Raw genomic sequence first — 26,810 nt, forward strand, 5'->3', positions numbered from 1 at the left:
TCTACTTACTTAAATTTAGCTCCTAACAGTGGCGTTGGCAAAGCCCACCGCAGGCATCGCACAAATTTTTCATCCTTCAACATCCCACCCAAAAAACAGCAAAGCCAGCAGACAAAGTAAAAAATTGCGTAATTACTCTATCTAACTGGCTACATCTCATTGTGATTTTGGCGATTTATTTTTCTGGCGGTAAATCTACACTGTAAACAGTCTTTCCAGCCAAGTTACGCAATGTTACCGTCATTACCTTTGTATTTCCATTAATTTTGACTCCTCCAAAGAATTGCAAACCTTCACTTGGCGGTCGATTTGCTTTTGTACCTGGAGGAAGACTTTGAAATATTAATTGTGGGCCAAAAGTATTTTCTAACTCGTTTGGCCCAAATGTGCCAGAGTTAAGCGGCCCAGCAACAAACTCCCAAAAAGGCTTAAAGTCGGTAAACTGAGCTTTAGCGGGGTTATAATAGTGGGCTGCTGCGTAATGTACATCAGCAGTTAACCAAACAACATTCTGGATATTTTTGTTTTTGATAAATCGTAGTAAATCGGCAAGTTCTAATTCTCTTCCTAAAGCTGGGTCATTTCCATTTGCCCAAGCTTCAAAATCAGTGCTACCGTCTTTAACTATCAGTCCCAAAGGCATATCACTAGCAATCACTTTCCATGTTGCTTTTGATGACAGCAGTTGCCTTTTCAACCATTCCACTTGGGTTTTGCTCAAAAAGTCTGTTTTTTTACTTGGTACTGGCTGATTATTGGGGGAATTTGGCCCCCGGTAGGTGCGCTCATCCAGCATGAAAATGTCTAACAATGGGCCATAGTTGAAAGAGCGATAAATTTTCGCTTTATCTGGATTATTGCTTTCATATCCAATAGGCAGATATTCTAAAAATGCTTGTCTTGCCCTTTCGGCTAACAAGTTAACATCCTTAACTGTATAACGGTCATCGTTGAGGATAATTTGCCCAGGATACCAATTGTTTCTTGTTTCGTGGTCGTCCCACTGTGCCAATATGGGAACTTCAGCATTGAAACGCTTGATATTTTTATCTAGCAAATTGTAGATATAGTTACCACGATATTCTGTGAGAGTTTCTGCTACTTTTGATTTTTCTGGTGTAGTGATGTTTTTCCAAATTGTGCCGTCGTCTAAAGTTACTTCTGATTGGATAGGCCCATCAGCATAAATATTATCGCCAGAATGAATGAAAAAGTCGGGATGAAGTTGGCGCATAGTTTCGTAAATTTTCATTCCACCAAACTCAGGATTAATTCCCCATCCTTGACCGGCGGTGTCGCCACCCCACACAAAGAATACATCTCGCCCAGATTTGGGGGGTGTTCGGAAAGTACCATAAAAAGGAGCGCTGCAAGTACGTTGATAATCTAAATCTTGGAAAATCACCCGATAAAATAATTTTTGGTCTGGTGGTAGATTCTTCAGATAAAGTCGTGCTGTAAAGTCGCTATTCTTTAAAGCATTAGGCCCCACAAGTCGCTGCACATTGCGAAAAGATTCGCTGGTAGAATATTCTACAATCATTTTGGCAGGGCGATCGCTCCGACTCCAAATCACGATGCTATCGTTAGATATATCTCCACTTGCTACACCATAAGGTATGCCAGGACGCATTCTATCAGAGGTGATAATTGCAGGTGCTTCGCCAAAAACTGGTGATTTAGCTACAAAATTTGTGGAAATAATTCCACCAGCAGTGATAGCTGAATGTAGCAAAAACTGACGCCGATTTAGCTTCAATGGGTGATGAGATTCCATACTAAATAACAGCAACCTTAAACTAAAGTATTACAGGATAAGTGTTTACCACACCTTGTTATGTCAACAAGTAAAGATTGAGTTATCTAAGGGTTAATAAAATATATTTAGTTTGATGTAATCTGAGTGGTAGTCTTGATTTAAGAACTACTGTAAGCAAATTTATCCATGATCGAACAGAAAAGGATACAGAGCAACTAAATTTATTTATCAATTGATTAATTTTTAATTTTTAATTCGGAGCGAAGCGACGTGACTGCTGCTGTCTTTCTAGAAAATGTCTACAAGTTTTACAACAATGTACCTGTAGTCAATGACCTATCATTCCAAATTGAAGCGGGGGAGATATTTGCTTTACTTGGCCCGAACGGTGCGGGTAAATCAACCACAATTCGGATGCTGACTACACTCACGAAACCGTCCCAAGGATGGATAGAAGTAGGTGGATATGATGTGACACGCCAAGCAACGTTGGCAAAACAGAGTATTGGCGTTGTCTTGCAACAAGTCAGTGTGGATAACGATTTAACCGTCTGGGAAAATATGGAACTGCACGGGAGACTACATCACATTAGTAACCCGCAGCGACAAAAATTGATTAATCAATGGCTAGAGTATGTTGAGCTAGCAGAAAAACGTGATGATTTGGTAAAAACCCTGTCTGGGGGTATGAAACGACGGTTGCAGATTGCGAGAGCCTTATTGCATCAACCGCAAATTTTGTTTTTAGATGAACCAACGGTAGGACTAGACCCTCAGACTAGGCGACGCCTCTGGGAAATTATTCGGGATTTAAATAAACAAGGGATGACGATGCTACTGACGACCCATTATATGGATGAGGTCGAATTTTTATGCGATGCCTTTGGTTCTACCAAGCCAGGACGCATCGGTATTATGGATAGCGGTAAGCTGATTTCTTTGGGAACTTTACAACAACTGCGCTCTGCTCACGGTGAAGGTTTGGTGATGAAACAATTAGGTGTATCTAATGTGGGAAGTGATAGCGCTCGTAATTGGGAATATCTGTTTTTCCCATCCTTGGAAGCAGCAAATATCTATTTGAATGAACAGCCAGATAAAACTGGAATGATGGTGCGTCCCTCTAATCTAGAAGATATTTTTGTGGAATTAACGGGACGCCAGTTAGATTAACCTCATCCTCCTAACTGCCGCAGCATGGCTTCTACCCTTTCTACGCCATCTGAGTCATTGCGTCGTTTGTACAAGTCACGGGCTTTCTGAAGCAAGCTGTTTGCTTGTTTGGCTTGTCGTCGCTGTTTATACATCGAACCCATCAACTCATAAGTCTGGGCGTTGTTTTTATCCAAGTCGATTGCTTGTTGGTATGCCCAGGTAGCAGCATTATAGTCTCCCATACGCGATTGGGTTACAGCCAATCCTAAATAGGCGTTGACGTTGTTACGGTTCAGTTGTATGGCACGACGATAACCTTCCTTTGCCCCACGCGTGTCGCCCAAATTGGCTTTGATGTAACCTACAGCGTAGTAAAAATCACTATTGTTAGGGTTGATACCAATCGCTTTACGATAAGCTGTTAATGCTGCCTGGTAATTTCCCTGTTGAGCGTATAAATACCCAATACCTGAATGGATTTTAGCATTCTTCGGATCTAAACTAGCTGCTTGCTGATAAACAGCGATCGCACCACCATAATCCCCAGCATTGACTAACCTCCGTCCTTCCTCCAGTAATTGCTTTAATTCTGGGTTTTTGGCTTGCGCCACTAATACCTGAGCTTGAGCTACTGAAGGTATGGTGAAAGCAAAACATCCTAGTAACACCACACTAAACACGAATGATGTTGGTTTGTACACAGTAAATTTCCTGAAATTTTAGAGGACTTTTTTCTTGTACATTAAAACAAAAATATGGGTTTTTGAAAACTGTATTTATTCGTAGTGATTCAGATGTTAATAGTTCATTTTCTTTTCGTTTACATTTAGCACTACATAACAGAGTTTTTACTGAAGGATGAAGTGCAAGCGATCGAAAGCAGGTGAAGATACCCTACATATAAACCAGTACTATAGCAAAACTACACATTTTTTAATCAGTAGTTATACGTATTACCCAGAACAACTCACCAGGAATTTGACTTAATCCTAAATTCTGATACAGCAAGCTTATAGGCTTTGACATTTATTCCTATTTTTATTTCATTTAAAAGCTTGCTGACTCTGTATCCAATTTTCTGACATTTTTAATCCTTGATACTACCCTTTGAGAAGTTTTAATTTAGGCATTTACATCCTTTTTTGGTCATTCAAAGATAAGATAAATTTAAACTGTCAAATGTAGGATTAACCTGTTTAGGACAACACTAACCCCAAAGTGCAATCTAAAATTGTATGAGAGGATGTTTATCACACTTGTCTTCTGTAAGAATAGTTACAATTATTAAAGTATTTCTCAAAATACTTTAATAATAAATATTAAGATATATCCCATATAGGAGGTTAATTTATGATTATAACTACCACTGATGTCATTCAAGGAGCCGTGATTGAATCATATTTAGGCATTGTGACAGCAGAAGTCGTCTACGGTAGCAATTTCTTGCGGGATTTTTTGGCTGGTATTCGAGATATTATCGGTGGACGCACTGGTAGCTACGAGCGTTTATTTGAGCAGGGTCAACGCAAGGCACTAGAAGAATTAGAACAACGCGCACAACGTTTAGGAGCAAATGCTGTAATCGGGATTGAAATTGATACCGGCACAATAAATATTGACCAGTCAGGAGTGCTTTTGCTGATTACTGCCACAGGCACTGCTGTGAAGATGCGTTAGTTTTTGATGATTTTTATTTTTGACAATCATTACAAAGTTTTAATTAGATTAAGTCTAGTTCATACATAGCTAAAGCTGCTCTATGATAGCTATCTAATAGATGATAGCTAGCTAATATTTGCATTTTAAGTTAATAATTTTTATTTGAAAATTTAGAAAAAATTCTTAATGCATAAATAATTACTAAATTATATTAAAAATTGTGAAAGCAAATCTATTTTTCTCACTAAAGATACACCTATTAAATCTTTCTATCGATAGAGATTAAAACAGCTCGTTTAGTTATTTAATTTTAAGCATAAACATGAATATACCTAAGCAGCAAGTTTGCTGAAACAGCACTGGAGAACATAAGCTATGTCATACGTAAATCGGACAGGTAATGACGCTATTCATACTGAGCCTGCGGTAGCGGGCCGAGTAGCCGAATATCACGATCTTGTTCGCTGGGGGCCGATTATCTCTGGTTTGTTGGTTTCCTTAGCTACCCAATTAATTTTGAGCGCTATCATTGGTGCGTTTGCAGCAGGCACAGTTGAAGGTTCAGGTGCGCCCAGAACAATTGCCCCTAACGCTGCGGGTAATGCGGGGCTTTGGTCAACTATCGCTTTACTAATTTCCCTATTTACTGGTGGTTGGGTTACAGCCCGTGCTTGTGGGCCCATGAACCGCAATACAGCGCTTCTGAACGGTGCAATTCTTTGGGCAACGACTTTGGCAGTTAGCTCATGGCTTTTAGCAAGTGGAGTATCTGGTGCTTTTGGTGTTGCTGCTTCTAACGCAGGAGAAGTCATAAACCAGGTACAACAGCAAGGTGGTGTTAATGTACCACAAGCAAACATAAGTGCCCAACAAGCTCGTGAAACGGCAGCTAATTTACGTTCGGGATTGTGGTGGTTTGTGTTTGGTTCTTTGTTGGGTTTAATAGCCTCAATGATTGGAGCCGTAACTGGCGCTCGTAGTCCTCGGACTAACACTTACAATACTTAAACTTAAATAATTGTTTGAAAAATCAAATGTTATTTATAAACAAAAAGCACCTTTAAAAAGGTGCTTTTTGTTTATAGCACAATACAGTTGTTAAACCTAAAACTCAACTTATACGTAGGTTGGATTGAGGAACGAAACCCAACATTTCCTTAACTTTGTTGAGTTTTACTTCGTTCTACCCAACCTACAATTTTCTTAACTGAACATAAAATGCAAACTTTACTACCGCAGATCACCATTTCAGATATGAACCTTCAATTCCCTGCTCACGACGAATTTTTCCATCTTTTTCAAACCAGGCAATTACTTGCTGCGCTGTCAAATCTTCAATAGCAACACCGTACTCTTGGGCAATATGCTTCAAAAGCTTCAGTGATGAAATTGTCAATCTTGTTAAAAACTTTTCTGGGGAAGACAACAACGCCGCATCTACTTTTGCTGACTCTTCCAGGGTTAAAAATTGTGTTGATGGTTGCTGTGGTGATACATCCATAAATGAAAAAATGAAATGCTATCTCAAAGTTAGTTAGGTATTAGTTATTAAAAAAATGACAAATGACAAATGACAAAGGACTAATGACTAATGACGAATTTGTACTAAATAACCACAACGATGTTCGCCATCAATAATCCAGTGGGTGCGCTCTACGTTACAATCTGGTAAGACGGCTGCAAACATTTCTAATTCGTGACCACAGATGCTGGGGAAAGACTCGGCAACGTTGGAAATGGCGCAGTTATGCTCCATTAAGATAAAGCGATCGCTCTCAAGGCAGTCATTCACATCAACCGGGTGATACTCTGCCATGAAGCCTTCCGCTTTTCTCAACTTTACTAAGTTGGCTACACGTTCTCGCAGCGAACCGTTACCAACGCGATCGCGGTATTCTTTAGCTTTGCGCTGCCACTGTTTCTCTAAAATCGACTTAAATTGATCGTGTCCTACCGTTTCGGCTAAGGTGTCTAGCAGCGAAACCGCAAAATTTCCGCTTGCATCACCAAAGCGATCGCTCATTGTTCGATGCAAGCGATCGCGTCCTTGACGACTCAGTTGATAAAGATGCTGCGGACGCCCCATCCCCGCCGCCTGCACTGATGTCGAATACAAAACTAGCTCCTCCGTCTCCAAATCTTTGAGATGGCGACGAATAGCTTGAGGGGTAACGTCTAAAACTTCAGCTAGCTCCAAAGCCGTTGCTTTTTCGTGTTTGTGCAGATACTCTAGGATATCTTGCTTGGTTGAGGACTGGTGGGTAGTCGCCATCTTCATGTAGTGCGAGACGTTCAGCGAACGCCCCAAAAATTAATTTCTTTGAAAATTTGACCGTGCCGATTTTGGATTTTGGATTTTGGACTTCGACTTCGCTCAGTCGAACGATTTTGGATTAAAAAAGTTTTCTGGTATATAGCCCGCTACGCGATCGTCAATCTAAAATCCTTGAGCCAAGCACCTTTGTGGTCTCTTTCAATCTAAAATTGCAAATCTAAAATCCAAAATTGTTTGACTTTGACAACATTGTTGTTGTTAATTTAGCGTAAAATGAAGATAGATTAAACAACATAGCTGTTGTTTTACTCTCCACCACTATTCTAGCAGCCGTGTAACCATTCCGTAACGGTAGATGGGAATCGGCTAAAGAAAACCGTCTCCCATCCCTATAGAGAGATTCAAGTTCCGAACACGAGAGATTATTACTGATGAGTGCCACTGTCAAAACCTTAGTCAACCAACCCTACAAGTACGGCTTTGTCACCGATATTGAGGCCGACACTATTCCGCGTGGACTAGACGAGGACGTTATCCGCTTGATCTCCTCTAAGAAGAACGAGCCGCAATTCATGCTGGACTTTCGCCTCAGAGCTTATCGCCAGTGGCAAAAAATGACGGAACCAACTTGGCCGAATGTCAAGTACCCGCCAATAAATTATCAGGATATCATTTATTACTCAGCGCCAAAACGCAAGAAAGAAAAGCTCAACAGTTTGGATGAAGTCGATCCAACCCTTTTAGAAACTTTCGAGAAGTTAGGCATTTCCCTATCTGAACAGAAGCGACTGGCAAACGTCGCCGTTGATGCGATTTTCGATAGCGTCTCTGTCGCCACTACATTTAAAGAAAAGCTAGCGGAAGACGGGGTTATTTTCTGCTCGATTTCGGAAGCGTTGCAAGAACACCCAGAACTGATCCAAAAATACTTGGGTAGCGTTGTTCCTGTAGCTGACAACTACTTTGCCGCTTTAAATGCCGCCGTATTTAGCGATGGTTCCTTCGTATACATTCCTAAAGGCGTGAAATGCCCAATGGAACTGTCTACCTACTTCCGCATCAACTCTGGTGACACGGGACAATTTGAGCGGACTTTGATTGTCGCTGAAGAAGGTAGTTATGTTTCTTACCTTGAAGGTTGCACCGCACCAATGTATGACAGCAACCAGTTGCACGCCGCCGTTGTGGAACTTGTCGCTCTGGATAACGCGGAAATTAAATATTCCACCGTCCAAAATTGGTACGCTGGAGATGCCAATGGTAAAGGCGGTATTTACAACTTTGTCACCAAACGCGGTTTGTGTCAGGGCGTTAATTCCAAGATTTCCTGGACTCAAGTAGAAACAGGTTCGGCAATTACTTGGAAATATCCTAGCTGTGTTTTGGTGGGTGATAACTCTGTGGGTGAGTTTTACTCGGTGGCGCTGACAAATAATATGCAGCAAGCTGATACGGGTACAAAGATGATTCACGTAGGTAAAAATACCCGCAGTACAATTATTTCTAAAGGAATCTCCGCAGGTAATTCTAGTAATAGCTATCGGGGTTTAGTGAAAGTTAATCCGACGGCTAAAGGCGCGAGAAATTATTCCCAGTGCGACTCGATGCTGATTGGGGATAATGCTCATGCTAATACTTTCCCTTATATCCAAGTGCAAAATAATACTGGGAAGGTGGAGCATGAAGCTTCTACTTCTAAGATTGGGGAAGATCAACTTTTCTACTTTGCTCAACGGGGTATTTCAGCAGAAGATGCCATTTCGATGATGGTTAGCGGCTTCTGTAAGGATGTTTTTAATCAGCTACCGATGGAGTTTGCTGTGGAAGCTGATAAGTTGTTGAGTTTGAAGTTGGAAGGCAGTGTTGGATAAATGGAAGCAAGGATAAACACAGGGACATCGGCGTTCTGTGTTTATCTTTTGGAATAACGAACCGCAGAGGCGCAGAGAAGGGAGAGAAGATGATTATTGAAAATAGTGAAGTTGTGCTGTCGGTACGGAATCTGACGGCTAATGTTGATGGGACACCAATTTTGAAGGGTGTGAATCTGGAGGTGCGATCGGGTGAAATTCATGCGATCATGGGGCCAAATGGTTCTGGTAAAAGTACCTTTTCTAAGGTGTTGGCTGGGCATCCGGCGTATGAGGTGACTGGCGGTGAAGTGATTTTCCAGGGGCAAAATCTGCTGGAATTGGAACCGGAAGAACGCGCAAGAAGTGGTGTATTTTTGGCGTTTCAGTATCCGTTAGAAATTCCAGGTGTGAGCAATTTGGATTTCTTGCGGGTGGCGTACAATTCCCGGCGGAAGGCGCAAGGTTTAGAGGAAATAGACGCTTTTGATTTTGACGATTTGATTGAGGAAAAGCTGGATGTGGTGAAGATGAATTCCAGCTTTCTCAGTCGGAGTTTGAATGAAGGGTTTTCTGGTGGTGAGAAGAAGCGGAATGAAATTCTGCAAATGGCGTTGCTGGAACCAAAGTTAGGAATTTTGGATGAAACTGATTCAGGTCTGGATATTGACGCGCTCAGAATTGTGGCGAATGGGGTAAATCAACTGGCAACTCCAGAAAATTCTACAATTTTGATTACTCACTACCAACGATTACTCGATTATATTGTGCCTGATTTTGTGCATGTGATGGCACAGGGGCGAATTATCACGAGTGGCGGTAAGGAACTGGCACTAGAATTAGAGTCTCGCGGTTATGACTGGGTGCTGGAAGAATTTGCTGCTGAGGTGGGTGTGTAATGAGTATTCAAGTATCTCCTAGTCCAATACCTAATTCAAATGTAGTCAGCTTGACATCGACTTTGTTAGATAGAGATGATTATCTGACTGAGTTGTTAAATCAAGTAACAGCAACGAAAACAGAAGGTTGGTTGCAGGAATTACGCCAAAGTGCTGCTAATTGGGTACGCCATTCGACTATCCCGACTACCCGCGAGGAAGAATGGCGATTTACTGATTTGTCATCTCTACGAAAGGTGCAATTTAATGTAGAGGCGGGAAATTTTGCGTCTTTAGAATTTGATATTTTGCCAGAAGCGGCTAATAGCCGTTTGGTATTTGTGAATGGCATTTTTGCGCCGGAGTTATCCGCAGTTTCAGATTTCCCATCTGGAATTGTGGTGAGTAATTTGGCTGGTTTGTCTGCGGTTGAGCAGGAAGGGGTACGGCAGTATTTAGCTCAAGCTGAAGGAGCGCAAGAAGTTTTTACTGCTCTCAATACGGCTGGGATAACTGATGCAGCTGTGGTGTGGGTGAAGAAGAATGTGGTAGTTGAAACGCCAATTCATTTGGTGTTTATTTCGGTTGCGGGGGAGGCTGCGACGATTTCGCAGCCGCGTTGTTTGGTGGTGGCGGAAAGTGGTTCGCAGGTGACGTTGGTTGAAGAGTATACGAACCGCCATCGCGCAGCGTCTCGTAGAGAAGACGCCAAGAGCGCCAAGCAAGAAGGAGTCTATTTTACTAACGCGGTTACGGAAATTTGGGTTGGTGACAATGCGGAAGTAAGTCACACTAGAGTTGAGCAAGAAGGTGCAGAGGCTTTTCATATTGGGAAAACTGCGATCGCACAAGCTCGTGATAGTCGATATACTTGTCATGCCATAACTTTAGGTGCAAAGTTGTCGCGGCACAATTTAGAAATTTTGCAAACTGGTGAGCAGACACAAACTACTCTCAATGGGTTGACGATAATTTATGGTAAGCAGTTGTCTGATACTCACAGTGCGATCGCACTCAACTATCCTCACGGTACAAGTGACCAATTGCATAAATGTATTGTAGGCGATCGCGCTCATGCGGTGTTCAATGGTAAAGTTTTTGTACCCAAACCAGCGCAGTTAACAAATGCATCCCAGTTGAATCGCAATTTGCTACTATCATCGAAAGCCAGAGTTGATACCAAACCCCAACTGGAAATTACTGCCGATAATGTCAAATGCGCTCACGGTGCTACCGTTAGCCAATTGGAAGATGACGAAATATTCTATCTCCAAAGCCGGGGAATTAATGAAAACGATGCTCGTAAGTTGTTAATCAACGCCTTTGCTGCCGAAATCATCAACAAAATACCAGTTCCTTCTCTACGAGAAATCTTGTTAAACACAGTCAATAATCTTAAGTCTCTGACGAATGACGAATGACAAATGACAAATGACTAATGACTAATAACTAATCTACCAATGACTTTTACTCCTACCAAAACCCTTGCTGATAAAGTTCGCGCTGACTTCCCGATATTGCATCAGGAAGTCAACGAGAAACCCCTGGTTTATCTCGATAATGCTGCGACTTCGCAAAAGCCTTTATTCGTATTAAATACCCTGCGGGATTATTACGAGCAATATAATGCTAACGTACATCGAGGTGCCCATTCTCTAAGTGCTAAAGCTACTGATGCTTATGAAGGTGCTAGAGATAAAGTTGCCAAATTCATCAATGCTGCATCCCGTCAGGAAATCGTCTACACCCGCAATGCAAGTGAGGCGATTAACCTAGTAGCTTACAGTTGGGGAATGAATAATTTGCAGCCTGGGGATGAAATTATTCTATCGGTGATGGAACACCACAGTAATATTGTGCCTTGGCAATTGGTCGCACAAAAAACGGGTGCAGTACTGAAGTTTGTCGAATTAACACCAGAAGAAACTTTTGATTTGGAGCAGTTTAAAAAGCTGATTTCTGAGAAAACTAAGCTGGTGTCGGTGGTGCATATTTCTAATACTTTGGGTTGCATTAATCCAGTAGAAGAAATTGCTGCGATCGCTCACCAATACGGTGCTAAATTCTTAGTTGATGCTTGCCAAAGTGTTCCCCACTATCCTGTAGATGTGCAGAAGATAGATTGTGATTGGTTGGTAGCTTCCGGTCATAAAATGTGCGCTCCAACCGGGATAGGATTTCTGTATGGCAAGTTGGAATTGTTAGAATCAATGCCACCATTTTTTGGTGGTGGCGAGATGATTGCAGAGGTGTACTTAGACCATTCAACTTATGCAGAATTACCACATAAATTTGAAGCCGGTACACCTGCAATTGGAGAAGCGATCGCACTTGGTGCTGCGATCGATTATCTTAGCACTATCGGCATGGATAAAATCCACGCCTACGAAGCAGAATTAACCGCTTATTTGTTCCAACAATTAGAGCAAATTCCCCAAATTAGAATTTACGGCCCCAAACCAAATGCTAAAGGTGAAGGGAGAGCCGCTCTTGCGTCGTTTACAGCCGGGGAAGTCCACGCCAACGACTTATCTACATTATTAGATCAAGAAGGCGTTGCCATCCGTTCTGGACATCACTGCACACAACCATTACACCGTTACTTAGGTCTTGCTGCAACCGCACGAGCAAGTCTATCTTTCTACAACACCTGCGAAGAAATTGATATTTTCATCAAAGCACTGAAAGAAACCCTGGAATTTTTTGCAGGTTTACTTGCTTAAAGTTACAAAATATTCAGATAGTGATTGTGCCAAATATCAGCAACATATCTTGCTAATAGTTGGCACAATTTAATTATCTGGATTATTTACAGGAGCAAGTAAAGTGTCATACAGTGACTTTACTTTAGACAGAGTTAGAAAAACTTTTGGTTTAACTATTTCTGATAAAATTGATATATTTCCATCTGTACAAGAAGTAGAGTGTCCACCATTACTTGCAGAAGTATTGCGGGAAAATATACCTTTAGCTCTTGCTAGTAATACTGAAAAATCCCGTTCAGAGATGATTATTGCGCCTATTCTAATTGCTGTAAGAAAATATTTAAATAATCAAATAAGTTTATTTTCTGGTATCGACTTTACTGTTGATTCAGCACAAGGTTTAAATGGAAATTGCGATTTTATTATTAGTCGTTCACCAGAGTTACTAATTCTGAATGCACCAGTTGTCACAATTGTAGAAGCTAAAAAAGAAAATATCAATGCCGGATTAGGTCAGTGTGTAGCAGAGATGTTAGCAGCTAAATTGTTTAATGAACGTGAGGGTAATAATATTCAGGCAATTTATGGAACTGTCACCACTGGAACTAACTGGAAGTTTTTGAAGCTCATTGGGCAAGTGATTGAAATTGACTTGAGCGAGTATTATATTAATGACATAGGTAAAATTATCGGGATTTTATCTAACATCCTGACAGAAGAAGTATTTTAATATGCTTGTCAAGTCAACGCCTGCTGAACAAAGAACAGTGCTACAAAACGTTAGCTGGGAAACCTTTGAAGCCTTGCTGAGAGATACAGGTGAAGATAGAGGTTCTCGGTTTGCTTATGACTGCGGTGTTTTAGAAATCATGACTCCACTTTTTGAACACGAAAATCCTAAAATTCAGTTTGACCGATTGATATTCGCTTTAGCAGTGGAGTTAAAAATTAAAATTAGAAGTGCTGGTTCTACAACATTGAAACGTAAATCAATAACAAAGGGAATAGAACCCGATACTTGCTATTATATTCAAAATGAGCCAGCAATTAGAGGTAAACAAGAATTAGATTTAACAACAGACCCAGCACCGGATTTAGCAATTGAAATTGATATTACTAGCAGTTCTGTTAATAAGCTTAATATTTATGCGGCTTTAGGTGTAGGAGAATTATGGACATATAATGGAGAAGTTTTAAAATTTTATCAACTAGTAGCAAGCGAATATATTGAAATTAAGTCGAGTATTGCTTTTCCTTTAATTTCTGTTAATGAAATGAATAGATTTATCCAGCAAAGTAAAACTATGGATGAAATTGATTTGGTGCAATCCTTCCGTGCTTGGGTGCAGGGCAAGATAGGGTAAAGTGTACTTAATTGACAAATATAATTACTGGCTTATTTTTTGAATCTATGCTTGTCAAGTCAACGGTTGGTGAACAAAGAACAGTGCTACAGAACATTAGCTGGGAAACCTTTGAAGCCTTGTTGAGAGATACAGGTGAAAATAGAGGTTCTCGGTTTGCTTATGACTGTGGTGTGTTAGAAATTATGACCCCACTTTTTGAACACGAAAATCCTAAAATTCAATTTGGTCGCTTCATTTTAGTTTTAGCTGAAGAATTGGGAATAGAAATTATAAGTGCGGGTTCTACAACACTGAAGCGGAAAATATCAAAGCGAGGAATAGAACCAGATGCTTGCTACTATATACAAAATGAATCAAGAGTTAGAGGTAGAGTAACGCTAAATTTAGAAACAGAGCCGCCGCCTGATTTAGCAATTGAGATTGATATTACCAGTAGTTCAGTTAACAAATTGGGTATTTATTCAGCCTTGGGTGTAACTGAACTTTGGAGATATGATGGACAAAATTTAAAGTTTTATCAGTTGATAGAAGGGCAATATGTCGAGTGTAAGTTTAGTATTGCCTTTCCAATAGTATCAGTGAGTGAGATAAGCAGATTTAGTGAGCAGAGTAAAAGTCTAGGGGAAATTGCTTTACTCAAATCCTTTCGTATTTGGGTTAAAAATAAAATAGTATAGTTATTTATAAATTATAAAATAGTTTTTCCCATTAATTTTTACAAGACGTTTATTATTCTCTTTGTCTTTAATTTCTACTTGGGCATAATGTAGCATTCTATGATGATTGGGACATAAAATAACAACGTTATTTTCGTCTTGTGAACCTTCTTGAGATAAAAGAGTTAAATGGTGTGCTTCCGAATAAAAACCTCCATTGTTTTCTAAAAATGTAAATCCACAATTTTCAAATTGGCAGCAATTATTGTATTTATTTTTAGTTGTTGATACTATTTTTTGAACCCTTTTTATTCTTTTTATAAAAACTTCTTCTATCTCATTCTTAAATTCGGGGTAATCTTCAAGAAAATTATTTTCTATTTGTTGGTATTCTATTGTATTAATTGCTTTTAGTATTTCTTGAGGATGTTTAAATTCATAAATAGCTGGAGGAAAGCAACTTTTTTGTATTTTTTCATTAAGACATTCTAATTCTAAAGGTTCACCTAAAATATTATTACAACTCCATCTGTTTATAACAGTACGTTCTTTTGTGCTATCACTTCGTTCAGTTATATCAGTATTTGCAAAACACCATCACAACTTTTTTTCAAAAATAGTTATCCATAAAGTATTTTCATCAGATACATAAAAATTTTTAATTTGCTTACAACGTTTAACCACTTTATTTTTAGTGAAATATTTCTTTAATTCTTCTTCAATTTCACTCCATTTATTCTTTGACTTACACTCAAGACAAAGTTGATGAGATACTTCTATGTGTCCTAAACGAATAGTATTATCTGTATAAATGCAATCCTTACGCCATTTATTATCTGGACAAAGATTTATATATAAAATTTTATTGGAAGTAATTTTCATCATCTGCTCTATTAGTCAAAAATTATAAAAAACTTGAGGTGTCGACGTAGCATTCCTAAGCAAATCAAAAGCTAACTAAAAATAAAGAGAGATACATTTTACATCTGAAAACTCAGTCAAATCTCTAATAGCATATAAAGATGATTGCGGCAATGCTAATTTACGCAAAATAAATATTTATATAGCAAGCTAGGATGGCTCTGAGCAAACTGGGACTAGCTGCTAGAATATTTCTAAAATCAGGTAACCTTGATGCTTTACTTTATTGTGAATAAGATAAATAATTTATAATCTAAAATAGTATTATATTAAGCAACTAAGGAACTACACTAACAAAAACCATGCACCCCATATTAAAAGTCGATATTTGCGAACTAAGTGTATCTGAACGTATACAGCTTGCCGAGGACTTATGGGACAGCATTCTGACTACACCCGATGAAGTTATTCTCAACTATGAGCAAAAACAAGAATTAGATAGACGCTTAGAAATACATCGCCAAAGCCCAAACCAAGGTTTAACCTGGCAATCCGTCAAGGAAAGACTAGGTTTATCTGAATGAACTATTAGTTAATCAAAGCGATCGCTCGTTCTTCTGGTGTTAAATATTTGACTCCTTCTTTGTCATACCAATACAACCAATCCCGCGTAATTCCCTGATAGGTTCCCCATTCATAACCAATTGGTAAACCTATCTCTGATAATCAAACGAAATTTCCTGGTTGCAATACATATTCACTATTTACAAAGCGATAAACTTCTAAAGCTGGTTTTCTCCGGCGTTGGCGATTGTAAACAACATAATACAAAACCTCTATATCCTCTTAGTCTCTTGATTTTGACAACTCATTTAGGATTGCTATAGTTAGAAAAACCTTTAGCTTAACAGAGCAAAAGATAAGCTCGGTAAGAATTTGAATTGCTGTGTTGGGATGTGCAATAAGACACCAGGGGTCTTTCTTGAAAATTGCTATAACTGTGGCTATGGCATTCACGCATTCATACCATAACTCATAAAGAAATCTACCGTATCCCCATCAACAATTAATTACCACTGAGCGCCTAAAGACCACTCCTCCTTGATAGTTACATCTTAAACTGTAGTCTTTGACCAGTGACATAGGCGTAGACTGTCGTAGACATCGTTTGGTAAAATCCACCATGTTCTGCTTGTGCTATCTAGTTTGTACTAAAGTTAACTTTATTCAACCGAGAATTGTTAGTTGACAGTTGATTACTGTTAGTACAAGCAGCAATAACGCTGCTATTAATTCAGCTAGAAGGGTATTGAATAAAACTATGGCGACTAAGGCGATGAATTGTTGTTGATGAGGATGATAACAGATTCGTAAGACAGTATGATGCTCTCTCCTATCTGCCGTTGTAGCTGAATCTAAATGTACATTCTAGAATCAACTTTTGATTCACTAGGGAATAGGGCTGAATTTCTAAAGCACGTTGAAAAGCTCGGATAGCTTGACTATACTCTCCTATTGCTGCATAGCATAAGCCCATACCATGAAGCGCCCCAAAATGTATTGGATTTATCTGTACAACCATCTGACAATCAGCCAGAGATTTTTGATAATCGCCAATACTGTAATAGAGAAAAGCTCGACGATTCCAAGCTTCGGCAAAATCTGGCTGGTCTTTAATTAATGCTGTCAGCGCTATTTCAGCTTCAGCAATTTCACCTGCATCCAGTAACTTTTGACTGCGGTCAATTATTTCCAGCCCATAGATTCCCTTTTGCTGAAACCAGATCCGCCAGATTTTTCTGGTTGCCTTGTCGCGCACTGTGGCATCCGGGTTTTTCAACTCTTCAAGTAAGGAATTGATAAATAAAGAATCCATGAATTTGAGATCAGTGAATATACCTTTGTATTAACTTTCTCACAAAATACATCGATTAAATCATTTTTAAAGTCATCTTTAAATTAATCTTGATTAATTGCTAATTATGAAATTTATGTGTGATTTATTGTGTTCAACAATATGACTAATACCATACTAGATATTTAGAGTCATAAAAATAAAAACTGACTTAGGTAGCTAGCAGCTTTCTTTGGCGACATCAATATACTAGAACTGCAATATGCAGTTAGATAAAGGTTGTTTGCAGGTAGATGGCAAGATTATGAAACCAGGCGGTAATTTGGTTATTACCAAAGCCGCAGTTGAGCCAGTTTGGTATTTACCAGGAATTACTAAGCGCTATGAAATTACACAATCACAGTTGCTTTGCCCGTAAAGAATGTGATGAGCTTCTAAAAATTAATGCCGAATATGTTGTATTAGTTTTTCACAAATTATCTTAGTAGCTAATATACTCTTTAATAGAACCTAAATTTATCTGCTTACTAGCTGCCCCGGAAGGTATAGAGAGTCTTGTGATATACATTACATTCCGATGTAATATTATATGCCTCTGTCATTGATGACCATTTGGATAAACATCGCTAATTAAGTACTGGGTTATGAGATACAGGCACGGTGGGCTACACCTAAGCTTATATAACACAAAATAAGCTGATTAGCTCAATCGAATGACGCTCAAATCCAGTTATTAACCTAACACTGCACAAATCGTAAGTTAACAAATTTTACTTCATTAAATATGGCAATATTCTTAAATAAATACATACTAAATACATCACATTGATACAGTAACTTTATATAAAATGGTGATTATTTTTCTGAGTTATTCCATAATCATCTATAATATTGGATAATTTAATTAATTTTTCGATTAAAACGATAAATATTACATAGTAGGTACTAATGATACAACCGACTATCGCACAATTAGAAACAGAAATATCAAAGCAAATCATCAAATTATATAATCATAGATTAGGAAAATCTCCTAGCCAAATCATTTGTCATTTTTTCGATACTGAAATCGTAATTTCTATAGAAAACTCGGTTACTCAAGCTGAACAAACTTTACTGAAAGGAGGTTATGATACTTTAGCTGAACAAGTACGATTATATTTAGAAAAAATAATTAAACCAGATTTAAAAAATTTGATTGAAGAAATTATTGGTCAACCTGTCCTTTACCTGATGACAAATACAAATTTAATAACAGGTCGTACTGGGATTGTTGTAATTCTCAAAGAATTACCCGAACTTCGTAATCCCGAACCTATTCCCAAGATAAATATTAGGAATTTAGCTGACTGATGTGGCGACTGATTACCACTTCTAATTGATTAAAATCATAGGGTTTAGTAATGCAATCATCAAAGGCTGTGAGCATTGTGAAGCGCTCGTTTTGTACTGTTGTTATAGGTGTGACTGCAATGATTGGAATGGTAGCAGTTTTTAAGTCATCTTTGAGATTGTCAATGACTCGGTTCGCACTCAAATTAGATAGCTTCATATCTAGCAGAATTAAATTTGGTTGATGAGTTTGTGCCAACATCACAGCCCTCACCCCTTGTTTAGTACAAATACATGAAAAATTTAATATTCCTAGATGAGAATTAAGTAGCTCTAAATCATGTAAACTCTGTTCTACAACCAAAATTAAAGGCTGTTCATTCATAAGCAGTTAGTCCTGTCCAAGAAAAGCTATTCATCAAAACTCCACCCATCAGGAAAACCTGAAAGTCTTTGTTTATAGCAAGTGTTTAATTGAATGTACGAACGACCAACTAAAGTATAAAAATCAATAGCTTAATATATGGTTCATTCGGTTGTCCATCAGTGCTAATTAGGAAATAACATCGTAAAGCAGTCATAACATCAAGCAAATATTAGCATAATTGATGTATGTAATTGCAAGGATTGACCATAAGAGCTGATTCGTAAAGAGAATCTGAAGAGTACTCAAATCCTTGCTAGGTCTGAGTTTCAGCGAATAAGTGCTGTATTGACTGAAATTACTGAAACCTTTATTAAACAAGTTCTTTACTTGAGTTAACAAATTAGCTCTAAAGATCGGTATTTTAACCCTGTTTTGTCACTCTTGGAAAACAATAATCGAAGCAAGATTTTGAAACTTTGATTGAGTCAACCTTTGAGCCTCAAATTAATTAAGTATATTTAACCATCAAGGAACTGACGTGCATAAGCGATCGCCTCTGTTGGAGTTGAAAGTTTCCCTTCAGCTTGTGCTACGCCAATTTCAGTTAGCAGTTGACCGATAATTGGCGAAGCTGGAATATCTAATGTTGTAATCAACTCCTTCCCGCTTACTAAAGGAGTGGGATGAGCGATCGCATCATCAGGGTTAAGGTAGCGGTCGATCAAAGGTGCTAAGATTTGGTAGCCCATTGCTTTAGTTTCCACTGCTGTCTGTAGTGGCTTGTCGCCAGATATTGCCTCTAGCAAATTATTAATTGCTACAGCTAGCACTACCGTAGTCGGGAACACAATATCTGCATCATGAAACAAAAAGTATTGTTCTCGCAACGACATATCAACTACTTGAAATTGCGGTAACAGTTTCAAAGCAGTAGTTACACCTCGGATTTCGGCACGACTATAAGTTAGTTCCTGTAGCTCTATTTCTGCTAATTCTGGATCTGGGTTGACGAGACAAGCAAGTTTGGCAATACCTAGCCAAGTAGTTTTAATACTATCGCGGACATATTCTTGCAGTTGTACGCCTAGTTGTTGCCAATTTTCTGTGAGTAAGGCGGCAGCTGTGTCAACTGCTGCTAGTTTGAGCAAGCTTTCACGGGTGGCATTTTTGAAGAAAGGGGCAAGTAAACCATCTTCCCAAGCCATTGTAATCCAAGGAGTACCTTGAGAATTTGCCAATAGATAGCCAATTTCTACCCTAACTCTTTCGGCTGCAACTTTGCTAAGATGTGATGCCAAAGAACGAATTGCGGCTTGGGTAGCTGGCTCAATAGTAAAACCTAGTTGGGCGGCTTGGCGATAACCTCGCATTAACCGCAAAGGGTCATCTTCTAGGTTCGCAGGTGATACCATTCGCAAAATGCCCTGTTGTAAGTCTAGATAACCTTGCAGAGGATCGATAATTTCTTGTGTATGGGGATTATAAGCGATCGCATTTACCGTAAAGTCCCGTCTGTGCAAATCAACTTCTAAACTATTTCCTTCCTGTTGGGCAAAGTCAGCTGTAGCGTGGGGAAAAACCACACGCGCAATTTGTCGTTCGGCATCGAGTAACACAAAACCAGCTTTGTAATGATGAGCGATCGCTCTGGCTACCTTTACCGCCTTAAATGGTATAACAAAATCTAGATCCAGATATTCACGAGTTCTGCCCAGGATCGCATCTCGGACAGCACCACCTACCATGTAAGCGGGTTGTGGCAAGAATTCCAAGCTAAAAGGCCAATTTTCGGGAGCGAGGGTAGAAGGAATTGATTCGTGCATTGTAATAAAAATCAACCCAGCAACTCATGAATAACAGTTGGGCTTAAGTTAGATTAACAATAAAGGCCCCTGGAGTTGGTTCTATTATGTGTATTTGCGTGAACTGCCACTATGTAGACAGCTGTGTTACCTATCATGCCGTAGAAGGGCAGCACCAACAGCCTCACTTGACTGAAACACCAAATTTTGATCCGAATGAACCTTCTATCAATGTCAACATTCGGACAAAAGATGATGTGATTGAAATGGAATGGGATGTTGTTGGTTGTCTGAGCTTTAAACGGGAAACAGGTAAGTGGTCGAAATTGCGTCCTGGTGAATTAGTGCCGACTTGATAGAAAATGATTGGTGTATGTTACAGCTATTTTCAGCTAAATAGACCACGCGGTAGGGGCGCAAGACTTTGCGCCCCTACAACATATATGGTTAAATACATGATTTCTGCTGTAATGAGATTTTGTCCATCAGCGATCGCGAATTCATGATACAGAAACGAGATGTCAGGAAAGCGATCGTAGAAGATAAAAAAGTCAGCCAAGAGAAAACAGCATGACCAACACACAGCGACTAGACCATGTAGAAGATGAACTCGAAACTGTTAAGCAATTGCTAGTATCTACTGCTAGCTACGCAGAATCAGCAAACAGGCGGCTTGATGAATTGACCATAAAACAAGACCGTACTCAATCTCACCTTGATGAATTGACCATAAAACAAGACCGTACTCAATCTCACCTTGATGAATTGACCATAAAACAAGACCGTACTCAATCTCACCTCGATCAACTAGAGGTACGTATTGATCGGGTAGGGGCAAAGGTTGACCAACTTTCCGATCGGGTTGATAGTTTTATCACTCACACGCAACGCCTATTTACAAAGGCAGGCAGTGAAATAGAGGAAACAAAGGCACGAACTGAGCGATTAGAAGCACTCATGCTAAAGCTTGACCGCAATTTTGAGGAACAAAAATCTCAGTTTCAGGAGTTTCAACTGACTACAGGTGCTGCCTTAGAGCGAATTGACCGAGTTTTGGATTATCTATTGAGACAGCAAGGCGGTAATCTAAATCCCCCATCCTAGCCGCGATCGCTATTAGAAAGTCAACAGCATTGGCTCTCACAAACCTTGTAACAAGACTGTTTGACTGATTATTACTCAGTAGCTTTTCAATTAAGAACCGCTATGTTATATGCTTAAATAAATCACGTTAACTCTATAAAAATAGATATTTTAAGTAACTTTGACAACGGAACTAGAAAACCTTGCAATAAATAAATACGCTTTAGCACTACACACCACCACTCCCGAATTGGGTTTGGCAATTAGTAATTTTGCAGGTGAAACTCGCTTTCAAATTTGGAATCTGGGGCGCGATCTATCTAGCTTAGTGCATCAATATTTAATTGAATTTATCAGACCGCAAACTTGGGAGGATTTGTCTTTTATCGCAGTTGCCAAAGGCCCCGGCGGCTTTACGGGAACTCGCATTGGCGTTGTTACTGCTCGGACTTTAGGGCAACAGTTAGATATTCCTGTATTTGCGATTTCAACTTTGGCTGCGGTAGCTTGGTCACAAGCAAGCAAAAGTCAAAATCCAAAAACTATTGCTGTGGAAATGCCAGCACAACGAGGTCAAATTTTTGCTGCTATTTATCAGTTTCAGCCAGATACTTCTAAACTAAACGTGTGTTTGTCAGATAGAGTGTTGACACCAGAAGCATGGCAGGAAACTTTAGCGAATTGGAACACTAATTATCAGCTAATTCAAGCCCAATCTGGGTTAGCAGCAACGGTGACAAGTATTTTGGAATTAGCTAATCTCGATTGGCAAGAGGGCAAGTGTCCTCATTGGTCAGAGGCTTTGCCATATTATGGGCAGCATCCTGTAGAACTTTAACTGATATGTATCGCAGTGCATAAATCCCAAATCAAAACAGCCACAGCCAAATTGGGAGAGTAACCAGCAATACTATAGCTCCAGCAGCTAAGGCTGTAACTGCCAGATCGCGATCGAGATTGAATGTCTCAGCAATTACCAGTGTGGCAAAAGCTGGAGGCATAGCCATTTGTAGCACGATTATCTTTGCGATCGCCCCAGTTAATCCAAATAGGGGTAAGATGCTACCCAATATCAAAGGAACTAGCAGCATTTTGATTCCTAAGCTTATCCCTACTTGTGGTAAGCTACGCCAAGATTTGAGCAACGCCAGACGCATTCCAATTAATACCAGGGATAAAGCTACACTACTCCAAGCAAATTTTTCTAACCAGAATTCTGCAACTGTGGGAATTGTCACCTGCCGAAACAGCAAGCCAAATCCGAAACCCCACAGAGCAGGATTAATTAAAATCGCCCTAGTAATCTGCCAATGATTCTGGACGCTACCACCAAAACTAGCTGCTAGCAACACACCCAGAGCATAAGTTCCTGGGAATGTACCTAGTAAATCGTAAAATAACGCCCAAGCAAAGTATTGCTTGCCTACCATTGCCAAGGTAATGGGAAAACCAAGATAACCAGTATTACCCAACATTGCGGCTAATATCAAGCTAGCCTGAGTTGATGGTTGGGAAACAGTCTTTTTAAAATAGGCTTGGCCTTTTATCCCTAACCAAGCAAAAAATGCTCCTAGTAAAATAGCTAGGTAAGCGATCGCAGGTGCAATCCAAATTTGCCCTGATAAACTAGATTGACGCAAAAACGATACTATGCTTATGGGTACTCCCACCCAAAAAAGAAACAGTCCTAAACGTGTAGGAACTGTTACAGGTAGTTTGCGTCCCAGGATAAAACCTACCAGGACTAATCCTCCCAGCTTGACGTATAGTTCTAAAAGGTTTGTCAAGATTGCGCCTAAGAACCACAGATGTAAAATGCTACCTGTTACGTCTACTTTTGTCCAGTGCAAAATCTGTTATGGCTATTCCACAAAAACAGGAGTTTACCCTTGAATAAGGCAGGGTTTTCTGGAAAACCGCAAAACTCATCGAATGACTTTGGTGATGATATTCCAGTGGCTGTACGCGATACCCCTGTTGCAACACCTAAAATTTGGTTGCAACCCCGAATTATTTTGATTGGGGGAGTAACGGGATTTGTCTTGCTATCTTTAATTAGCGGTTTGTGGTTTTTCGTGACTGCACCCAAAAAAACCGCCGATTCTCAACCTTTACCAGCTACTTCTGCTCCGGCGACAACCGCAACATCTAATAATTCTAGCGATACTGTGTTAGGGCATTTTCCATACCCAGAAGCCCCTGAGTCAGAACTAGTAACCATCTCCGCAAATAGGGGCATTAGAATGCGAAAAACTGCTGCCCAAAAATTTGAGGAGATGGTAGCAGCAGCCCGGAGTTCAGGTGTAATTGTAGTGCCAATTTCTGGCTTTCGCTCAGTCAAAGACCAAGAGCAGTTGTTTTTTGCTGTCGGTGCCCAGCGAAATCAAACGCCAGCAGAACGAGCCGCCCTCAGCGCCCCTCCTGGTCATAGCGAACATCACACGGGTTATGCAGTGGATGTTGGAGACGGATCGGTACCAGCAACTAATCTTCAAACTAACTTTGACAATACCAAAGCTTATCGGTGGCTGCAAGCTAATGCAGCGCGTTTTGGCTTTGAAATGTCATTTCCCAAAGATAATGCTCAAGGTGTAAGTTATGAGCCTTGGCACTGGCGTTTTGTAGGCGATCGCAATAGTTTAGAAATGTTCTACAAAGCCAGAAACTTGAAACCCGCTAAGTTATCACAATAGGAGCCAAAATAATTCGTAATTCGTAATTCGTAATTCGTAATTATTACCTCTGTTTCTCATAATGGAGGCTGAAGTACTACTTTCTTAAGGGCTGGACAATAATATCCAGCGATTTCTTTAGCGATCGCATCTGGTCGGGAAATTTTATCTAGATTGCAAAGTAACATTACAGTAATTTTGTCATCAATAAAGCGGGTAATGTTACTTGCAAATCCTAAAATTGACCCATTATGACCAACTACTCGGCGATCGCCATAATTAAATACCCACCAACCTAAACCTGCAATGATTTTTGTTTGGCGATGTGGAGATGAGGGAGCAGGAAAGCAGGGGAGCAGAGGGGCAGAAATTCTTCCTAATTCCCAATGCCCAATGCCCAATGCCCCATACCCTACGTTTAATTTCGTCTGCTATTTCCTGGGTTCTCAGGCTGAGGTTTTTGATACTTACCTGGATACTTGCGCTGAAAGTATTCCTCCATAATTTGTAAGATCATGGGCGCAGCAATGCTACCACCACCACCACCGGAATGTTCAGCAAATGCTACGATCGCAACTTCTGGCTGTTCAGCAGGTGCATACGCTCCAAACCAAGCGTGATTTTGCTTAACACGGCCTTTCCACGCTTCAGCAGTGCCACTCTTACCAGCCACTGCGGGAACTGTTGGCTGCTTCAAAGCTTTACCCGTACCTTCAGCTACTACTTTCCGTAGTCCCTGACGGAGAACACTTATAGTTGTCGGCTTCATATTTAAAGATGCTCGCCAGCTTTTTGCTTCTTCATTGTCTTTAAGCAAATGCGGCTGGACTCGATAGCCACCATTAGCGGGCACAGCAAACATGATGGCGACTTGTAAAGGTGTCGTTTGTAAAGCACCTTGACCAATTGACATATTAATGCTGTCGCCTACAGTCCAAGGTATCTTCCAAGTTTTCTGCTTCCATGCCTCATCTGGCACTAAACCCTTTGCTTCTTCGTTGACAAACTCAAAACCAGTTTTTTTACCAAATCCATACTTGCGAGTCCACTCAATTAAAGTTGGGCCGCCGACTCCGCGACCAATTTGATAAAAGAAGGTATCACTACTCCACTGTAATGCTCCGACAAAACCCAATGGCCCGAATCCGGCGTGATTCCATTCGCCAAATCGGGTGCCGCCAAAACTCAAAGAACCGTAAGTTTGCAGGACTGTGCTAGGAGAAAATTTACCTGATTCTAGACCGGCTGTGGTGGTGACAATTTTGAAAGTGCTAGCGGGTGGAAAGGCGCTGAGGGCGCGATTCACCAAGGGATGATCGGCACCTTGGACAAATTCCCAATCTTTTTGGGTGAGTTTCTGCTTTGAGAAAATATTTGGGTCAAAGGTGGGGTGAGATACCATTGCTAAAACGGCACCGTTTTTGGGGTCAAGGGCAACGATCGCACCGTCGCGATCGCCTAAAGCTTTTTCTGCTGTCTTTTGCATATTTAAATCTATGGTCAAGTGCAAATCGTTACCCGGTTTTGCCTGTTTCTCACCCAAAACTCGGAGCGGGCGACCAGCACCATCCACTTCTACTTGCTGACCGCCCCATTCGCCCCGCAGAGTTTTTTCATAAGCTTTTTCAACTCCCATTTGACCAATTACATCACCTAATCTGTAGCCTTCCTGCTTCTTTTCTTTTAACTGACTGCCGGTCAGTTCTCGCGTATAACCTAATACATGGGCTAATTCTTTGGCGTGGGGGTAGTAACGAACGGCTTCTGTATGGATTTCTACATCTTTAAGTTCAGTTTGATACTCTTTCAATGCTGTGATTTGCGCTTCGTTTAAGTCACGAGCAATTCGGATGAGTGAAGAAGAGTTAGCACCTGCCTCTTCTAGTTTCTTTTCCATCTCTTCTTGGGGAACGTCGAGAATTTGAGATAGACGCGCTCCCACTAATGACCACGCTGGCTTGGTATGTGCCATCGGCCACAAATATACAGAGCGAGGATAGCGAGTACTGGCTAAAAGTTTGCCGTTGCGGTCAAAGATATTGCCTCGTTCTGGTTGTTTGGGGATCATCCGAATTCGATTTGACTCGGCTCGTTTTCGATGGCTTGCTCCTTCAGTAATTTGCAAATATGCCAAGCGAATGCTGATTCCTGTCAGCATCAATAGAGTAAATATAATTAAAAATATCGGCTGGAAACTTTGTCCAACAGTACGTGTATTTTTTTGTCCGCCAAGTGGAGATGGTTTGAGGTAAGTCATAAGGAAAAGAGGATTGCAAAATTAAGATTATCTGTAAATAACTCTGCTAAATTCTTAGCAGGTATTTAAGGGCTAACTAATTGGCAGTAATTAATTGTTTTCAATTGATACCATAAGCTCATCTCTTCTATATGTCTCGACCAAAAGCTTCTTAAATTTTGAACTTTGCACACTAGTGGTCTATCGCATTAATTTTGATGAGTTTGTAGTAAGCACAAAGCGTGTTTAAAAATCTATGACTAAAGTTAAAGTCGTTACTACGAACTTGTTCACCCTT

30 protein-coding genes and 1 pseudogene are annotated in these 26,810 nt (G+C 40.1%); 17 read left to right on the top strand and 14 right to left on the bottom strand.

Going from position 1 to position 26,810, the window contains the following annotated elements; all coding sequences use genetic code 11:
* Positions 1–175 precede the first annotated feature (175 nt).
* A complete protein-coding gene (locus RMZ95_RS08540) occupies positions 176–1,777 on the bottom strand; it encodes an alkaline phosphatase (RefSeq protein ID WP_322685220.1) in 1,602 nt (533 codons plus the stop codon).
* Between the two features lie 252 nt (positions 1,778–2,029).
* On the opposite strand from RMZ95_RS08540, the gene RMZ95_RS08545 reads away from it, so the two are divergent.
* A complete protein-coding gene (locus tag RMZ95_RS08545) occupies positions 2,030–2,932 on the top strand; it encodes an ABC transporter ATP-binding protein (protein WP_322685219.1) in 903 nt (300 codons plus the stop codon).
* 2 nt (positions 2,933–2,934) lie between these two features.
* On the opposite strand, the gene RMZ95_RS08550 is transcribed toward RMZ95_RS08545, so the two are convergent.
* Positions 2,935–3,615 carry a tetratricopeptide repeat protein gene (locus RMZ95_RS08550; RefSeq protein ID WP_322685218.1) on the bottom strand — a complete coding sequence of 227 codons (681 nt, stop codon included), beginning with the start codon at positions 3,613–3,615 and terminating at the stop codon, positions 2,935–2,937.
* 649 nt (positions 3,616–4,264) lie between these two features.
* Between RMZ95_RS08550 and RMZ95_RS08555 the strand changes: the two genes are divergently transcribed.
* Together RMZ95_RS08555 and RMZ95_RS08560 are read left to right on the top strand one after the other, a co-directional pair.
* The gene (locus tag RMZ95_RS08555) at positions 4,265–4,591 is read left to right on the top strand and encodes a YbjQ family protein (RefSeq protein WP_109009512.1); all 327 of its coding nucleotides are present in this window, start codon (positions 4,265–4,267) and stop codon (positions 4,589–4,591) included.
* Between the two features lie 357 nt (positions 4,592–4,948).
* A complete protein-coding gene (locus RMZ95_RS08560) occupies positions 4,949–5,581 on the top strand; it encodes a hypothetical protein (protein WP_322672637.1) in 633 nt (210 codons plus the stop codon).
* Between the two features lie 232 nt (positions 5,582–5,813).
* Here the strand turns inward: RMZ95_RS08560 and RMZ95_RS08565 are convergent, their stop codons facing one another.
* Both RMZ95_RS08565 and sufR read right to left on the bottom strand, forming a co-directional pair.
* A complete protein-coding gene (locus RMZ95_RS08565; RefSeq protein WP_322672636.1) occupies positions 5,814–6,074 on the bottom strand; it encodes a hypothetical protein in 261 nt (86 codons plus the stop codon).
* Between the two features lie 87 nt (positions 6,075–6,161).
* On the bottom strand, positions 6,162–6,845 hold the full coding sequence (gene sufR, locus RMZ95_RS08570) for an iron-sulfur cluster biosynthesis transcriptional regulator SufR (RefSeq protein ID WP_322685217.1): 684 nt from the start codon (positions 6,843–6,845) through the stop codon (positions 6,162–6,164).
* A gap of 434 nt (positions 6,846–7,279) precedes the next feature.
* Between sufR and sufB the strand changes: the two genes are divergently transcribed.
* From sufB to RMZ95_RS08605, 7 genes are all read left to right on the top strand, one after another.
* The gene (gene sufB / locus RMZ95_RS08575; protein WP_322652385.1) at positions 7,280–8,719 is read left to right on the top strand and encodes a Fe-S cluster assembly protein SufB; all 1,440 of its coding nucleotides are present in this window, start codon (positions 7,280–7,282) and stop codon (positions 8,717–8,719) included.
* An 89-nt stretch (positions 8,720–8,808) separates the two neighbouring features.
* Positions 8,809–9,597 carry a Fe-S cluster assembly ATPase SufC gene (gene sufC / locus RMZ95_RS08580; RefSeq protein ID WP_322685216.1) on the top strand — a complete coding sequence of 263 codons (789 nt, stop codon included), beginning with the start codon at positions 8,809–8,811 and terminating at the stop codon, positions 9,595–9,597.
* Positions 9,597–10,997 carry a Fe-S cluster assembly protein SufD gene (sufD, locus tag RMZ95_RS08585; RefSeq protein ID WP_322685215.1) on the top strand — a complete coding sequence of 467 codons (1,401 nt, stop codon included), beginning with the start codon at positions 9,597–9,599 and terminating at the stop codon, positions 10,995–10,997. The genes sufC and sufD overlap by 1 nt, the downstream gene beginning before the upstream one ends.
* 39 nt (positions 10,998–11,036) lie before the next feature.
* Positions 11,037–12,299, top strand: a complete 1,263-nt coding sequence (locus RMZ95_RS08590; protein ID WP_322685214.1) for a cysteine desulfurase — start codon at positions 11,037–11,039, stop codon at positions 12,297–12,299.
* Positions 12,300–12,402: 103 nt separating this feature from the next.
* Positions 12,403–13,011 carry a hypothetical protein gene (locus tag RMZ95_RS08595; RefSeq protein WP_322685213.1) on the top strand — a complete coding sequence of 203 codons (609 nt, stop codon included), beginning with the start codon at positions 12,403–12,405 and terminating at the stop codon, positions 13,009–13,011.
* A gap of 1 nt (position 13,012) precedes the next feature.
* Positions 13,013–13,645, top strand: a complete 633-nt coding sequence (locus tag RMZ95_RS08600) for a Uma2 family endonuclease (protein ID WP_322685212.1) — start codon at positions 13,013–13,015, stop codon at positions 13,643–13,645.
* A gap of 47 nt (positions 13,646–13,692) precedes the next feature.
* Entirely contained in the window at positions 13,693–14,325 is a 633-nt protein-coding gene (locus RMZ95_RS08605; protein ID WP_322685258.1) for a Uma2 family endonuclease, read from the top strand.
* Here the strand turns inward: RMZ95_RS08605 and RMZ95_RS08610 are convergent, their stop codons facing one another.
* Both RMZ95_RS08610 and RMZ95_RS08615 read right to left on the bottom strand, forming a co-directional pair.
* Positions 14,326–14,880 carry an HNH endonuclease gene (locus tag RMZ95_RS08610; RefSeq protein ID WP_409882229.1) on the bottom strand — a complete coding sequence of 185 codons (555 nt, stop codon included), beginning with the start codon at positions 14,878–14,880 and terminating at the stop codon, positions 14,326–14,328. It lies immediately after the preceding gene.
* Between the two features lie 21 nt (positions 14,881–14,901).
* On the bottom strand, positions 14,902–15,189 hold the full coding sequence (locus RMZ95_RS08615) for a hypothetical protein (protein WP_322685211.1): 288 nt from the start codon (positions 15,187–15,189) through the stop codon (positions 14,902–14,904).
* 338 nt (positions 15,190–15,527) lie between these two features.
* Between RMZ95_RS08615 and RMZ95_RS08620 the strand changes: the two genes are divergently transcribed.
* A complete protein-coding gene (locus RMZ95_RS08620; protein WP_322685210.1) occupies positions 15,528–15,749 on the top strand; it encodes an addiction module protein in 222 nt (73 codons plus the stop codon).
* 25 nt (positions 15,750–15,774) lie between these two features.
* Here the strand turns inward: RMZ95_RS08620 and RMZ95_RS08625 are convergent.
* Together RMZ95_RS08625 and RMZ95_RS08630 are read right to left on the bottom strand one after the other, a co-directional pair.
* Positions 15,775–16,008, bottom strand: a pseudogene (locus RMZ95_RS08625) (hypothetical protein); the annotation flags it as partial.
* A gap of 550 nt (positions 16,009–16,558) precedes the next feature.
* Positions 16,559–17,041, bottom strand: coding sequence for a tetratricopeptide repeat protein (locus RMZ95_RS08630; protein ID WP_322672628.1), 483 nt, complete (start codon positions 17,039–17,041; stop codon positions 16,559–16,561).
* 241 nt (positions 17,042–17,282) lie between these two features.
* On the opposite strand from RMZ95_RS08630, the gene RMZ95_RS08635 reads away from it, so the two are divergent.
* Both RMZ95_RS08635 and RMZ95_RS08640 read left to right on the top strand, forming a co-directional pair.
* On the top strand, positions 17,283–17,438 hold the full coding sequence (locus RMZ95_RS08635; protein ID WP_409882213.1) for a hypothetical protein: 156 nt from the start codon (positions 17,283–17,285) through the stop codon (positions 17,436–17,438).
* 530 nt (positions 17,439–17,968) lie between these two features.
* Complete coding sequence (locus RMZ95_RS08640) at positions 17,969–18,373, top strand: DUF2294 domain-containing protein (RefSeq protein WP_322685209.1); 405 nt, start codon at positions 17,969–17,971, stop codon at positions 18,371–18,373.
* Here the strand turns inward: RMZ95_RS08640 and RMZ95_RS08645 are convergent.
* Together RMZ95_RS08645 and RMZ95_RS08650 are read right to left on the bottom strand one after the other, a co-directional pair.
* Positions 18,354–18,737 carry a PleD family two-component system response regulator gene (locus RMZ95_RS08645; protein ID WP_322685208.1) on the bottom strand — a complete coding sequence of 128 codons (384 nt, stop codon included), beginning with the start codon at positions 18,735–18,737 and terminating at the stop codon, positions 18,354–18,356. The two genes, RMZ95_RS08640 and RMZ95_RS08645, sit on opposite strands and share 20 nt — an antisense overlap.
* A 500-nt stretch (positions 18,738–19,237) precedes the next feature.
* Positions 19,238–20,542, bottom strand: coding sequence for a CCA tRNA nucleotidyltransferase (locus RMZ95_RS08650; RefSeq protein ID WP_322685207.1), 1,305 nt, complete (start codon positions 20,540–20,542; stop codon positions 19,238–19,240).
* An 86-nt stretch (positions 20,543–20,628) separates the two neighbouring features.
* On the opposite strand from RMZ95_RS08650, the gene RMZ95_RS08655 reads away from it, so the two are divergent.
* The gene (locus RMZ95_RS08655; protein WP_118167283.1) at positions 20,629–20,877 is read left to right on the top strand and encodes a Ycf34 family protein; all 249 of its coding nucleotides are present in this window, start codon (positions 20,629–20,631) and stop codon (positions 20,875–20,877) included.
* Positions 20,878–20,909: 32 nt separating this feature from the next.
* Here the strand turns inward: RMZ95_RS08655 and RMZ95_RS08660 are convergent, their stop codons facing one another.
* Positions 20,910–21,080: a hypothetical protein gene (locus RMZ95_RS08660; protein WP_322672624.1), complete on the bottom strand. Its 171-nt coding sequence runs from the start codon at positions 21,078–21,080 to the stop codon at positions 20,910–20,912.
* An 11-nt stretch (positions 21,081–21,091) separates the two neighbouring features.
* Between RMZ95_RS08660 and RMZ95_RS08665 the strand changes: the two genes are divergently transcribed.
* Positions 21,092–21,625: a 6-aminohexanoate hydrolase gene (locus RMZ95_RS08665; RefSeq protein ID WP_409882216.1), complete on the top strand. Its 534-nt coding sequence runs from the start codon at positions 21,092–21,094 to the stop codon at positions 21,623–21,625.
* 160 nt (positions 21,626–21,785) lie between these two features.
* Complete coding sequence (tsaB, locus tag RMZ95_RS08670) at positions 21,786–22,442, top strand: tRNA (adenosine(37)-N6)-threonylcarbamoyltransferase complex dimerization subunit type 1 TsaB (protein WP_322685205.1); 657 nt, start codon at positions 21,786–21,788, stop codon at positions 22,440–22,442.
* 31 nt (positions 22,443–22,473) lie between these two features.
* Here tsaB and RMZ95_RS08675 read toward each other — a convergent pair whose 3' ends face one another.
* Positions 22,474–23,391, bottom strand: a complete 918-nt coding sequence (locus RMZ95_RS08675; RefSeq protein WP_322685257.1) for an AEC family transporter — start codon at positions 23,389–23,391, stop codon at positions 22,474–22,476.
* Positions 23,392–23,493: 102 nt separating this feature from the next.
* On the opposite strand from RMZ95_RS08675, the gene RMZ95_RS08680 reads away from it, so the two are divergent.
* Positions 23,494–24,297 (top strand): M15 family metallopeptidase, encoded by an 804-nt coding sequence (locus RMZ95_RS08680; RefSeq protein WP_322685204.1) that lies wholly within the window; start codon positions 23,494–23,496, stop codon positions 24,295–24,297.
* 56 nt (positions 24,298–24,353) lie between these two features.
* Here the strand turns inward: RMZ95_RS08680 and RMZ95_RS08685 are convergent, their stop codons facing one another.
* Together RMZ95_RS08685 and mrdA are read right to left on the bottom strand one after the other, a co-directional pair.
* On the bottom strand, positions 24,354–24,677 hold the full coding sequence (locus tag RMZ95_RS08685; RefSeq protein ID WP_322685203.1) for a hypothetical protein: 324 nt from the start codon (positions 24,675–24,677) through the stop codon (positions 24,354–24,356).
* Between the two features lie 17 nt (positions 24,678–24,694).
* Complete coding sequence (gene mrdA, locus RMZ95_RS08690) at positions 24,695–26,533, bottom strand: penicillin-binding protein 2 (protein ID WP_322685202.1); 1,839 nt, start codon at positions 26,531–26,533, stop codon at positions 24,695–24,697.
* Positions 26,534–26,810 lie beyond the last annotated feature (277 nt).

Origin of the sequence: Nostoc sp. DedQUE07, assembly GCF_034530975.2 — a bacterium.
Classification (GTDB): Bacteria; Cyanobacteriota; Cyanobacteriia; order Cyanobacteriales; family Nostocaceae; genus Nostoc.

What these genes read in the sequence shown, in the direction of transcription:
- sufR (WP_322685217.1), bottom strand. Translation starts at nt 6,845, where the DNA reads ATGGCGACTACCCACCAGTCCTCAACCAAGCAAGATATCCTAGAGTAT.
- RMZ95_RS08615 (WP_322685211.1), bottom strand. Translation starts at nt 15,189, where the DNA reads ATGATGAAAATTACTTCCAATAAAATTTTATATATAAATCTTTGTCCA.
- RMZ95_RS08645 (WP_322685208.1), bottom strand. Translation starts at nt 18,737, where the DNA reads ATGAATGAACAGCCTTTAATTTTGGTTGTAGAACAGAGTTTACATGAT.
- RMZ95_RS08540 (WP_322685220.1), bottom strand. Translation starts at nt 1,777, where the DNA reads ATGGAATCTCATCACCCATTGAAGCTAAATCGGCGTCAGTTTTTGCTA.
- sufB (WP_322652385.1), top strand. Translation starts at nt 7,280, where the DNA reads ATGAGTGCCACTGTCAAAACCTTAGTCAACCAACCCTACAAGTACGGC.
- RMZ95_RS08590 (WP_322685214.1), top strand. Translation starts at nt 11,037, where the DNA reads ATGACTTTTACTCCTACCAAAACCCTTGCTGATAAAGTTCGCGCTGAC.
- RMZ95_RS08630 (WP_322672628.1), bottom strand. Translation starts at nt 17,041, where the DNA reads ATGGATTCTTTATTTATCAATTCCTTACTTGAAGAGTTGAAAAACCCG.
- RMZ95_RS08555 (WP_109009512.1), top strand. Translation starts at nt 4,265, where the DNA reads ATGATTATAACTACCACTGATGTCATTCAAGGAGCCGTGATTGAATCA.
- RMZ95_RS08655 (WP_118167283.1), top strand. Translation starts at nt 20,629, where the DNA reads ATGTGTATTTGCGTGAACTGCCACTATGTAGACAGCTGTGTTACCTAT.
- RMZ95_RS08565 (WP_322672636.1), bottom strand. Translation starts at nt 6,074, where the DNA reads ATGGATGTATCACCACAGCAACCATCAACACAATTTTTAACCCTGGAA.
- RMZ95_RS08605 (WP_322685258.1), top strand. Translation starts at nt 13,693, where the DNA reads ATGCTTGTCAAGTCAACGGTTGGTGAACAAAGAACAGTGCTACAGAAC.
- RMZ95_RS08665 (WP_409882216.1), top strand. Translation starts at nt 21,092, where the DNA reads ATGACCAACACACAGCGACTAGACCATGTAGAAGATGAACTCGAAACT.
- sufD (WP_322685215.1), top strand. Translation starts at nt 9,597, where the DNA reads ATGAGTATTCAAGTATCTCCTAGTCCAATACCTAATTCAAATGTAGTC.
- RMZ95_RS08560 (WP_322672637.1), top strand. Translation starts at nt 4,949, where the DNA reads ATGTCATACGTAAATCGGACAGGTAATGACGCTATTCATACTGAGCCT.
- mrdA (WP_322685202.1), bottom strand. Translation starts at nt 26,533, where the DNA reads ATGACTTACCTCAAACCATCTCCACTTGGCGGACAAAAAAATACACGT.
- RMZ95_RS08635 (WP_409882213.1), top strand. Translation starts at nt 17,283, where the DNA reads ATGCAGTTAGATAAAGGTTGTTTGCAGGTAGATGGCAAGATTATGAAA.
- RMZ95_RS08620 (WP_322685210.1), top strand. Translation starts at nt 15,528, where the DNA reads ATGCACCCCATATTAAAAGTCGATATTTGCGAACTAAGTGTATCTGAA.
- RMZ95_RS08650 (WP_322685207.1), bottom strand. Translation starts at nt 20,542, where the DNA reads ATGCACGAATCAATTCCTTCTACCCTCGCTCCCGAAAATTGGCCTTTT.
- RMZ95_RS08600 (WP_322685212.1), top strand. Translation starts at nt 13,013, where the DNA reads ATGCTTGTCAAGTCAACGCCTGCTGAACAAAGAACAGTGCTACAAAAC.
- RMZ95_RS08640 (WP_322685209.1), top strand. Translation starts at nt 17,969, where the DNA reads ATGATACAACCGACTATCGCACAATTAGAAACAGAAATATCAAAGCAA.
- sufC (WP_322685216.1), top strand. Translation starts at nt 8,809, where the DNA reads ATGATTATTGAAAATAGTGAAGTTGTGCTGTCGGTACGGAATCTGACG.